Origin of the sequence: Salinarimonas rosea DSM 21201 (assembly GCF_000429045.1) — a bacterium.
In the GTDB taxonomy this organism is placed as follows: domain Bacteria; phylum Pseudomonadota; class Alphaproteobacteria; order Rhizobiales; family Beijerinckiaceae; genus Salinarimonas; species Salinarimonas rosea.
Genome location: NZ_AUBC01000046.1, coordinates 1 through 8774, shown reverse-complemented (window position 1 = coordinate 8774; position 8774 = coordinate 1). Strand labels below are relative to the sequence as shown.

Annotated in this window: 8 protein-coding genes and 1 tRNA gene; 2 read left to right on the top strand and 7 right to left on the bottom strand. The window is 66.1% G+C overall.

What is annotated here, in order from left to right; genetic code table 11:
- Together G407_RS0121070 and G407_RS0121065 are read left to right on the top strand one after the other, a co-directional pair.
- A partial coding sequence (locus G407_RS0121070; protein ID WP_029032403.1) for an integrase core domain-containing protein occupies window positions 1-271 on the top strand: 271 nt, incomplete at its 5' end.
- A gap of 92 nt (window positions 272-363) precedes the next feature.
- Window positions 364-440: transfer RNA gene (locus tag G407_RS0121065), tRNA-Arg, on the top strand.
- A 559-nt stretch (window positions 441-999) separates the two neighbouring features.
- On the opposite strand, the gene G407_RS29175 is transcribed toward G407_RS0121065, so the two are convergent.
- The 7 genes from G407_RS29175 to G407_RS29170 all read right to left on the bottom strand — a co-directional run.
- On the bottom strand, window positions 1000-2415 hold the full coding sequence (locus G407_RS29175) for a M20/M25/M40 family metallo-hydrolase (protein WP_052341708.1): 1416 nt from the start codon (window positions 2413-2415) through the stop codon (window positions 1000-1002).
- Window positions 2412-4451: a hydantoinase/oxoprolinase family protein gene (locus G407_RS0121055; RefSeq protein ID WP_029032402.1), complete on the bottom strand. Its 2040-nt coding sequence runs from the start codon at window positions 4449-4451 to the stop codon at window positions 2412-2414. The genes G407_RS29175 and G407_RS0121055 overlap by 4 nt, the downstream gene beginning before the upstream one ends.
- Window positions 4438-6273: a hydantoinase B/oxoprolinase family protein gene (locus G407_RS0121050; RefSeq protein WP_052341707.1), complete on the bottom strand. Its 1836-nt coding sequence runs from the start codon at window positions 6271-6273 to the stop codon at window positions 4438-4440. Before G407_RS0121050 ends, G407_RS0121055 begins: the two co-directional genes overlap by 14 nt.
- A gap of 23 nt (window positions 6274-6296) precedes the next feature.
- The gene (locus G407_RS0121045) at window positions 6297-7247 is read right to left on the bottom strand and encodes an NADPH:quinone reductase (RefSeq protein WP_210163144.1); all 951 of its coding nucleotides are present in this window, start codon (window positions 7245-7247) and stop codon (window positions 6297-6299) included.
- Window positions 7248-7294: 47 nt separating this feature from the next.
- Window positions 7295-8290, bottom strand: coding sequence for an ABC transporter ATP-binding protein (locus G407_RS0121040; protein ID WP_029032399.1), 996 nt, complete (start codon window positions 8288-8290; stop codon window positions 7295-7297).
- Window positions 8287-8496 carry an oligopeptide/dipeptide ABC transporter ATP-binding protein gene (locus G407_RS31375; RefSeq protein WP_084327699.1) on the bottom strand — a complete coding sequence of 70 codons (210 nt, stop codon included), beginning with the start codon at window positions 8494-8496 and terminating at the stop codon, window positions 8287-8289. Before G407_RS31375 ends, G407_RS0121040 begins: the two co-directional genes overlap by 4 nt.
- Before the next feature lie 27 nt (window positions 8497-8523).
- On the bottom strand, window positions 8524-8774 hold a 251-nt coding region (locus G407_RS29170; protein WP_029032398.1), incomplete at its 5' end, for an ATP-binding protein.

Below are 8774 nucleotides of genomic sequence, written 5' to 3'. Positions count from 1 at the left end.
CGGCGGCTCCGAGTTCAAGGCGGAGTTCGAGAAGGCTTGCGCCGACAAGAAGCTCGCCCTCTACGAGCTCCCGCCCAAGAGCCCGAAGCTCAACGGCGCCGTCGAGCGCTGCAACGCCGCCTGGCGCTACGAATTCTACGCCGTCTACGACCTTCCCACCGGCGTCGACGCCCTCAACCCACACATCGACGCCTTCCAGAATCTCTACAACCACCACAGACCTCACGGAGCCCTTGCCGGGAGACCACCCGCCGCGTACCTCTCGGCCTGAGCTGACGGGAGCCCCGCCGCGTCTCATATGTGCTGACCCCGGACACCCCCTTGCCGCCCCGCCGCCTTTCGGCTACCAACACGGCAGGGCAGGCGCCCGTAGCTCAGCTGGATAGAGCGTTGGATTCCGATTCCAAAGGTCACAGGTTCGAATCCTGTCGGGCGCGCCATCTACCTTATCATCCGGCATTGGTTTTTTCCTTTCCGGCTTTTGCGGCCGAAGGGCCGGTTTGCAGACGGTTTGGAAAATCTGTTCGCGGAGAGTTCTCGAAGGCGAAGATCGCCTGCTCGGCCAACCCGTGAAGGATCGCGTGAACGGTATGGACGGAGTGGCCCGTGATCGCGGCTCCTGCTGGGGTGTCGCGCCCGCTTCCGAAAGCAGCGTCACGGCCGTTCCTCCCAAATCTTGAAAGTGCAGCCGCACGGGCTTTTCGAAGCCGGGCAAAATCACCCATCAGAATTAGAGCGTGTTGCCTCTCCAGTTATCGAGCGGGCTCCCCATAACCGGAGCCACTGCTTCTGTTGCGAGGACACTCTTGTCTTCCGTGTCGATTTCCACCTTTGCGACTCGCGGACCGGCTGTCGCCGCGCCCTTGAGGGCGCGGGAGACGTTGGTTTGCGTGAACTTCGCGCGGCTCCGTGGCATCTCCCGTCGGCCCTCAGATCGAGACTTCAGACTTGGCGGCAGCGCGATCCCTCCGCGGCGAGGGCCGGGCTTGGTGGGCGGGATCAGCCTCTGAAAGGCGCTAGACTAGCGGCAGCGCGTCCGTCGCCCTGTGCTCGGTCGCCGAGTTCGTGCAGGAGCGCGGCTCCGGTGCGGATGCCGTCGACGAAGCGAACGATCTCTAGATTCTCATTCGGCGCGTGATTGGCCTCGTCGGCGTTTGCATAAGGAATGACGAAGGCCGGCTTGTTGAGGATCTTGGTGAAGACATAATCCGGCAGGCTGCCACCGACGGCCGGGTACATCAGCGGCTCCATTCCGCGCGCGGCAATCACGGCGCGGCGGATCGGCTCCGCGAAGCGCGAATCCATCGGGGTCTTTGACGGCAGCATGCCATTGAGCGGCACGAACTCCACGTCTGGAGCATGCTCCTTCACATGCGCGGCCACCTTCTCGAACACGTATTCAGGCGTCAGGGGCTCCACGAGGCGGATGTCGCATTTCGCGAACGCCTCGCAGGGTAGCACGGTCTTCATTCCGGGCCCGCCATAACCGCCATGCAGGCCATTGATGGTCAGCGTAGGGTGAAAAATCAGTCGGTCGTAATAGCCGCGGTCGTGCGGCTGATCGAGTTCCTGCAGGCCGAGATCGGACTTGAGTGCGTCGAGGTCCAGCGGCAGACGCGCGACGGCCTCGCGTTCATACTCCGTCGCCGGAATGACCGGCTCGGTGAGCCCGCTGATCGTGATCTCGCCGGTCGGGCTTTTCATCGTTGCGAGCAGATGGACCAGCTTCCAGATCGCGTTCGGCACGACGCCGCCGAAATTGCCCGAGTGGACGTCGCGCGAGGCCGTACGGACACGGAGCTCGAAAGCCGCAACCCCACGGACGCCGAACGTGACCACCGGTGCGCCGTTTTCGTGCAGCGGGCCGTCCGAGGTCACGACGAGGTCGGCGTTGAGCCGGTCGGCGTGTTCGCGCACGAAATCGGCGATGTGAGGACTGCCGATCTCCTCCTCGCCCTCGAGCAGGAAAATGACATTGCAGGGCAGTTCGCCGTGAACCGCCAGATGAGATTCGATCGCCAGAAGCTGGGCGAAATGCTGGCCCTTGTTGTCGCCGATGCCGCGCGCATAGATACGGCCGTTGCGGATGGTCGGCTCGAAGGGCGGGCTTTCCCACAGCTCCAGCGGGTCCGGCGGTTGCACGTCGTAGTGCCCGTAGAGAAGCACGGTCGGCTTGTCAGGCGAGATCATGCGCTTGCCGAGCACCATCGGATGGTTTGCAGTCGGCACGGCCTCCGCCTCGAAGCCGAGCCCCACGAGATGATCGACGAGCATTGCCGCCACCTCGCGAATGCCCAAATTGTGAGCGCTGATCGAGGGGTGGCGGACGTAGTCCATCACCCTTTCGATGAAGCTGTCGCGGTTCTGCTCGATATGCGCGAAGACCGGCTCCAGACGGCTGTCGATCGTGGTCATTGAGCAGTTCCCTCCCGGGACAGGATGAGCGCGCCGGTCTTGTGGACCCGGCCCGTCCAGCCCGGCGCGACAAACGTGGTGGTATCGAGCTGGGTCAGGATCATCGGGCCGCGCAAAGTCGCTCCGGCCCCGAGCCTCGCGCGATCGACAAGCGGAACCCTAGCTTCACCCGCGGAATGATGCACGGTCGCCTCGTCATAGGCCTCCACGTTGTCCGCTTCCTCGATGACACCGATCGGCGCGGCAGCGGTCAGCCCCGAAGCCTCGACACGCAAGGTCACCAGTTCGACGGCAGCGTCGAGCGTGAAGCCGTAAAGCGCGCGATGCTCGTCGGCAAATGCGGCTTCCAACGCCTCGACGCCGTCCACCCAGCGGATCGCAATCTCGCCCCCTTGCCCGTGGTAGCGAAGAAGTGCGACACGCTGCACGCGACGCTTTTCCTCGGCGACGCCTTCCTGCTCGAACCAGTCCAGCGCCTGCGCCGCGAGTTCGCCAAAGACGGCGTTCGCCATCGCGGTATCGATCGCGCCCGCGCGCGGCAGGGTGCGGCTGAACTCCGCCTTGAGGTCGGCGGCCAGAAGCCCGTCGGCGCACAGAACGCCCGGCGCCGGCGCGATCATGATGCGCGAGATGCCGAGCAGCTCGGCCAGCGCACAGCCATGCAGAGGGCCGGCGCCGCCGAACGGCACGAGCGTGAAGCGGCGCGGGTCGTGGCCTCGTTCCACCGAGACGACCCGCACGGCGCCGACCATGTGGTTGTCGACGATCGCCAGGATGCCGCGCGCGGCCTCTTCGACATCGAGCCCCAGCGGCCCGGCGACACTTCCGGCGACCACCCTGCGTGCCGCCTCGACGTCGAGCGCCATGCGTCCGCCGAGGAGTTTCGACGGCAGATGGCCGAGCACGACGTGGGCGTCCGTCACCGTTGCCTGCTGTCCGCCATGACCATAGGCGGCAGGACCCGGCCGCGCGCCGGCGCTGCGGGGACCGACAGAGAGCGCTCCGTTCTCGACGGCGGCAATTGACCCGCCGCCGGCACCGATCGTCACCATGTCGACCATGGGCAGCGGCAGCGGCCATTCGCCCACCTTGCCATTCTGGGTCAGGCCGATCTTGCCACCCTTGATCAGGCAGATGTCGGCGCTGGTGCCGCCGATGTCGACCGTTATGAGATCGTTGATACCGCAGGCGGCAGCGATGGCGCGGGCGCCAACGACGCCGGCAGCCGGCCCGGAAAGTGCGGTCAGCGCCGGTGCCTGGCGGATTGCGGGTGCGCCGGCAACGCCGCCATTCGACTGCATGAGGAGAAGCGGGGCCGAGACCGCCTCGTCCTCCAGCCGCTGCTCCAGTCGGCCCACGTAGGTGGTCACGCCCGGCATCACCGTTGCATTGAGCACCGTCGTCAGCGAGCGTTCGTATTCGCGCACGACCGGCAGCACGTCAACGGAAGTCGTCACCGCGAGATGCGGCAGCCGTTGCCGCAGGATTTCGGCGGCGCGGCGCTCGTGCGCCGGGTTGGCGAAGGCGTGCAGGAGGCAAACCGCGATGGCTTCCACATCCATCGACGCAATGGCCTCGGCGGCGCGCTCGACGCTCGCCTCATCGAGCGCGCGCTCCACGCCGCCGCCCGGCGCGATGCGTTCGTCGATCTCCATGATGCGCGAGGCGGGCACCGGCCGCTCCGGCTTCACCCATGTGTAGAGATTGGCCTTGCGGGGAATGTCCTGCCGCCCGATGGCCAGCACGTGGCGAAACCCGCGTGTAGTCACGAGCGCCGTGCGCGCGCCCTTGTCCTCGAGGATCATGTTGGTCGCGACGGTGGTGCCGTGCAGCACCTGCCGCAGCTTCGATGCGGGCGCCCCCGCGTCGGCAAGCGCGAGCCTGATACCGTTCAGGAACGCTTCCGAAGGATCGGAAGGGACGCTGGACGTCTTGGCGCGCCAGACCTGTCCGCTGGAACGGTCAAGCAACGAGACGTCGGTGAAGGTGCCGCCGATGTCGACGGCGATGGAAAGTGCCTGTTCAGTCGAGTGCATCGACATAGTCCGTGCGATGGAGGCGGCGGGTTGCTGGGCGATCGGATCGCAGGCGCCTGGTGGCGACCTCGTCGATACGACCTTGAACGATCTCGACGCCGTAGAGCGCGCGGGCCGCGTCGACGCTGACATATCCGCCAAGCACGTCTTCGAGCACTTTGGCGAGCGGCCGGTCGTACGGATGGCCATAGCCGCCACCGCCGCCGGTCTCGATGCGCAGGATGTCGCCCCGCACGAGTCGGTTGCCGTCCGACAGCGGCACGAGTGGCCGCTCCCTGTCCGTTCCCGGATTGACGACGGCGCGGCCCACACCGCCCGACATGCCGCCGTCGATGCCCCATGGCGGGTTCTTGACGCCGTCGATACGGACGGCGAGCACGGCGTCCTCGGCCAACACCTCGTATTCGCGGACGATGCCGCAGCCGCCGCGATACGCACCCGCACCGCCGGAATCTTCCATGACGCCATAGGTGCGCAGGCGAACGGGATAGCCCAGCTCAAGAAACTCGACCGGATAGTTCTCCTGCGCGACGAAATAGACGGCGTCGATGCCATCGGCCTCGGGCCTTGCGCCATAGCCGACGCCGATCCCATCGGCCAACAGGAAGCGCTGCAGATCGCCGGACTCGTCGCGGAAATTGCCGCGCATGATGGAGATCACATAGGCGGAATTGGCTGCCGGCGCCCCGCCGTTCGCCACGTTGAGCAGGCCGTTGATTGCGGAGATCACCCGCATGGTGGTCAGGCCGCGCATGCCGAGCGGTGCGGGAAAGCGCGGCAGCAGCAGCGAGCCCTCGCGCAGGCGGACGTCGTCCAGCGCGTTCGGCCCGCCGGCATTACAGACCTGGGAAGGGTCGCCGCCCAGATAATAGAGCCCGAGCGCCATGCCGGGTACGCCGCGGTTCATCAGGTAGTTCACCGGGCCGGGGGCCTGGTCGTCGCTCTCGCTGGCGTCGAAAAGGAAGCGGTCTTCTCCGTCCGCACCCTTCTCGCGGGTCAGGGAGAAGCGGATCTTGAAGGGGCCGTTGCCGTGCCCGTCCCCGTCGATGGCATCGGTGAAGGAATGGGTGCCATAGTCGAACGTCTCAGCGAGGCGGTCGCGCACCAGCCGGCGCGTGCGGTCGAGCAACTGGGCGAACGCATCCTCGAGGACATCGGCGCCGAAGCGGTCGACGATCTCGCCCATGCGCCTGACGCCGAGATCGACACTCGCCATCAGCGCGCGCATGTCGCCGTTGCTCTGCTCGGGAAAGCGCGAGTTGCGGTGGAAGATCGCTAGCGTCGCCTCATTGACATTGCCCTGATCGGCGAGCTTGGTGACCGGGATGATGATGCCTTCCTGGTAGATTTCGGTCGCATCCGGGCTGATCGAACCCGGCCGCAGTCCGCCGATGTCGGCGAAGTGGGCCCAGCTCATCACGAATGCGCAGCGGCGACCATCCTTGAAAACGGGCGCGAGCAAGACCTGGTCGTTGGAGTGCGAGACCGCGCCCCGCGACCCATAGCAGTCGTTATACCAATAGAGATCGCCCGGCTTCATCTCGTCGGCCGGGAACTTCTCGAATACCGGGCTGGTCATGTCGCCGAAGATCGGCACCATGGACCCCACCGCCATGATGCCGTCGGCGTCGAAGAGGGCTGTGTAGAAATCCTTCTTCTCGCGAATGAAGGCGGAGATGGCGGTCCGTTCCAGCAGCGCCTCCATTTCCGATTGCGCCGCTGCGATCGCGCCGCGGATGATCTCCAGGGAGATGGGATCGCAGACGCGTTGTTCCCTCTCCGGCCGGTCGGCCACTTTCACGGCCGTGGTTGGTTGCTGCATCGAAGGTTTCCTGTTGATGCGGTTCACAGAGTGACGACGATGTTTCCGAGATTCCCGCCTGCTTCGACCGCGAGATGCGCGTCGGCGATTTCGTCGAGCGGAAAGGTTCTGGCAATGGCCATCCGCAGCCGGCCCTGGGCGGCAAGCTCTGCAACACGAAGCTCGCCTTCGAGGCGTTCGGCCTTCGGGAGGGCGAAGCCCTGAATCACCCGCAGATTGGCGCCTTTGTCGGCGAAGGCATAGTAATCGAGGACAGGCTTGACCTCGCTGGTCGAGGAGTAGGACGCGATCGTGCCGTTCTCCTTGAGCACGGCAATGTCGAGCGCATGGTTTGCGCCGAAGTCGACCTCGATAACACGATCCACGCCTTTGCCTATGGTCAGCTCGAGGACGCGGGCGGCGACATCCTCCTGCCGGCGGTCGATGATCTCGTCTGCGCCGCCGGCGCGCGCGTGCTCGGCGGCCGCCGCGTTTGAAACGGTTCCGATGACCCTGGCGCCGCCGGCCTTGGCCAACTGCACCGCGCAATGACCGACGGCACCTGCGGCGCCGGCAACCAGAACCGTCTGGTCCTCCACCGATCCGTCGGCAAAGACGGCACGATACGCGGTCATTGCAGGCACACCGAGGCAGGCTCCAGCCTCGAAGGACATCGCATCAGGAAGCTTCACTGCCTGCTCGGCAGGCAGTGCAATCAGCTCGGCCGCCGTGCCGAAAGCGCGGCCGGCAGAGCCATATCCTCCCTGCGCGTTCCACATCCAGATGCGCTCGCCGATGCGTGACGGATCAACCCCATCCCCCACCGCGACGATCTCGCCCGCGCCGTCGCAATGGGGAATGACGACCGGGTGCTGCATCGCCATGCCGTTCCATCCGGCGCGCCGTTTCACGTCGGCCGGGTTGATTCCGGAAGCGCGAACGCGCACCAGGACCTCACCCGCTGCTGCAACCGGGTCGGGCCTCTCCCCGATCACGAGCACCTCTCCTGCGCGTCCGGTGCGGGTATAAAACGAAGAGCGCATCATTCAGCCCCGTCAAAAAGGTGGCACGCGACCTGACGGGTGCCGGTCTGCCGCAGTTGCGGCACTTCCCGGCTGCAGCGATCGAACGCGTGAGGGCAACGGTCGCGGAAAACGCAGCCCGACGGCGGATTGCGTGGATCGGGCGCGCCGCGGCCGATCGGCAACGCATCGTGGCTCTGGTTCGGGTCGGGAACGGGAACCGCCGCAACCAGAGCCCTGGTGTAGGGGTGCAGCGGCGTGTGGACGATGTCCTCGGTCGGGCCATCCTCCATTACCCTCCCGAGATACATGACGATTGTCCGCTCGCACACGTAGCGCACGAGAGCGAGGTCGTGGCTAATGTAGATCGCGGTCAGGCCGAGGCGGTCGCGCACGTCGCGAAAGACGTTGAGCACGCCGGCCCGCACCGATACGTCGAGCATCGACACGGGTTCGTCGGCAACGACGAAATCGGGCTCGAGAATGAGCGCACGCGCCATGACCACGCGCTGCAACTGCCCACCCGAAAGCTGGTGCGGATAGCGGTCGAGATACTGGCGCGGCTCGGGCAGGCGAACCAGCTCCAGCGCCGATACGATGCGCGCCTCGCGTTCGGACGAGGGAGTGCCCGCGTTCTCCAGCGGCTCGGACAGAGTCTGGCGGATGGTGAAGCGGGGGTTGATCGCATCGAACGGGTTCTGGAAAATGAACTGCGCGCGCGCGCGGTAGCGCTTCAGGGCCTGCCCCCTGAGGTCCGATATCCTTTCACCATCGAACAGGATCGCACCCCCGGTCGCCTCCTCCAGCTTGAGCAGCAGGCGCCCCATCGAGGTCTTGCCGCAGCCGGATTCGCCAAGGAGCCCAACACTCTCGCCTCGGCGTACCGTGAAGGTCACGCCGTCGACCGCCTTGGCAACCGACGGATTGCCGCGCAGCGCGGACAGCGCTCCGCCGACCTTGTAGTGAAGCTGGGCGTCCTCGATGCTGATCAGGGGTACGGAAGGCTGCATTGTCATGCGACCTCCCTCCCCATCCAGGTTTCGACGCGCGCCGCCTCTTCCCGCAGTGCGGGCGCTTCCCCGGCGCGATGGCAGGCCACCGCATGGTCCGTGGCAACATCTTCGAGCGGCGGCTGCTCGGTGCGGCACGTGTCGAGGACGAAGGGGCACCGCGGTGCGAACCGGCAACCCGGCGGCGGGAATGCCAGGTTGGGAGGTGTCAAGCGTCAGCCGGAACTGCCCCCCTTTCGTCACGAGGACCTGACCCCCTCGCTGGTTGATGTGGTGTTGTGAGGCGCCGGAGCGGCCTTCTGCAGAAGGCCGCTCCGGCGCTTTTCGCGCAGCCGATAGCTCTCACCGCGGATGGTGATGACGTGGCTGTGGTGGAGGAGGCGGTCGAGGATGGCGGTCGCGACCACGGGATCGCCGAACACGGAGCCCCACTCGCCGATGGCGCGGTTCGAGGTGACGAGCATGGCGCCACGCTCGTAGCGGCGAGAGA